The following is a 1,788-nucleotide window of genomic DNA, read 5'->3' as shown; positions in this document are numbered from 1 at the left end:
GCCTCGCTGGGCGTGGTGGAACTGACGGTCGCCATCCACGCGGTGTTCGACACCCCTGACGACAAGCTGATCTGGGACGTGGGCCATCAGGCCTACCCGCACAAGATTCTCACCGGTCGCCGCGACCGCATCCGCACGCTGCGCCAGCCCGGTGGCCTCTCAGGCTTCACCCGCCGCTCGGAGAGCGCCTACGACCCGTTCGGCGCGGCGCACTCTTCCACTTCCATCTCCGCCGGTCTCGGCATGGCGGTGGCGCACCATCTGCGCGCCGAGGAGGATCCGTCCTACCGCGAGCGCAATGTGATCGCAGTCATCGGTGACGGCTCCATCTCCGCCGGCATGGCCTATGAGGCGATGAACAACGCCGCCGTGGCCGGGCCGGGCGCAGAGCGGCTGATCGTCATCCTCAACGACAACGAGATGTCGATCGCGCCGCCCGTCGGCTCGATGTCGAACTATCTCTCGCGTCTGATGTCCTCGCGCCAGTTCATGGGACTGCGCGATCTGGCGGGCAAGGTCGTCAAGAAACTGCCCGACCGTCTGGAGCGCACCGCCAAGCGCGCCGAGGAATACGCCCGCGGCATGATCACCGGCGGCACGCTGTTTGAGGAACTCGGCTTTTATTATGTCGGCCCGGTCAACGGGCACGACATGAGCCAGTTGGTGCCGATCCTGCGCAATCTGCGCGATACGGACCAGGGGCCGATCCTGCTGCACGTCATCACCGAGAAAGGCCATGGCTACAAGCCGGCCGAGAAGGCGGGCGACAAGTATCACGCGGTGGCCAAGTTCAACGTCGTCACCGGCGAGCAGAAGAAAGCCCCTCCTGGTCCGCCGTCATGGACCAATGTGTTCGCCCGCGAGCTAATCGATCGCGCCTCCACCGATGACCGCATCACGGCCATTACCGCCGCAATGCCCTCGGGCACGGGGCTGGACAAGTTCGCCAAACAGTTCCCCGAGCGCTTCTTCGATGTCGGCATCGCCGAGCAGCACGCCGTCACCTTCGCCGCCGGCATGGCGACGGAAGGGCTGCGGCCGTTCTGCGCGATCTACTCCACCTTCCTGCAGCGCGCCTACGATCAGGTGATGCACGACGTGGTGCTGCAGAACCTGCCCGTGCGCTTTGCCATCGACCGTGCTGGTCTGGTGGGGGCGGACGGTGCGACGCATGCCGGATCGTTCGACATCGCCTATCTCGGCTGTCTGCCGGGCATGACCATCATGGCGCCCAGCGATGAGGTCGAGCTTCTCAACATGACGGCCACGGCCTGTGAGTTCGATGAAGGCCCGATCGCGCTGCGCTACCCGCGCGGTAACACTTACGGTCTGGAACTGCCTGCGAAGGGTGAGATCATCCAGATCGGCAAAGGGCGCATCGTGCGCGAGATGGGCCAGCAGTCGGGCCGCGAGAAAGGCGGCATCGCCATCCTCTCGCTCGGTCCGCGCCTGCATGAAGTGCTCAAGGCTGCCGATCAACTGGCCGCGCACGGCCTGCCGCCCACGGTGGCGGACGCGCGCTTCGCCAAGCCGCTGGACACGGAACTGCTCGAGCAGCTTGCGCGCAACCACGCGGTGCTGATCACTATCGAGGAAGGCTCGATGGGCGGATTCGGCTCCATGGTGGCGCAGCATCTCTCGCGCACGGGTCTGCTCGACAATGTCCGGCTGCGCACCATGACGCTGCCCGACCGCTTCATCGATCACAACACACAGACCGCCCAATACGACGAGGCCGGGCTCAACGCGCCCAGCATCATAAACACCGCTCTCAACGCTATCGGTATG

Annotated in this window: 1 protein-coding gene; it reads left to right on the top strand. The window is 65.3% G+C overall.

Going from position 1 to position 1,788, the window contains the following annotated elements; translation table 11 throughout:
- The coding region (gene dxs, locus KUA11_RS16905) for a 1-deoxy-D-xylulose-5-phosphate synthase (RefSeq protein WP_217412191.1) at positions 1–1,788 on the top strand (1,788 nt) is incomplete at both ends.

Source organism: Acetobacter estunensis (assembly GCF_019083805.1).
GTDB classification, from domain to species: Bacteria; Pseudomonadota; Alphaproteobacteria; order Acetobacterales; family Acetobacteraceae; genus Acetobacter; species Acetobacter estunensis_A.
This window is presented reverse-complemented; position numbering and strand designations above follow the sequence as displayed.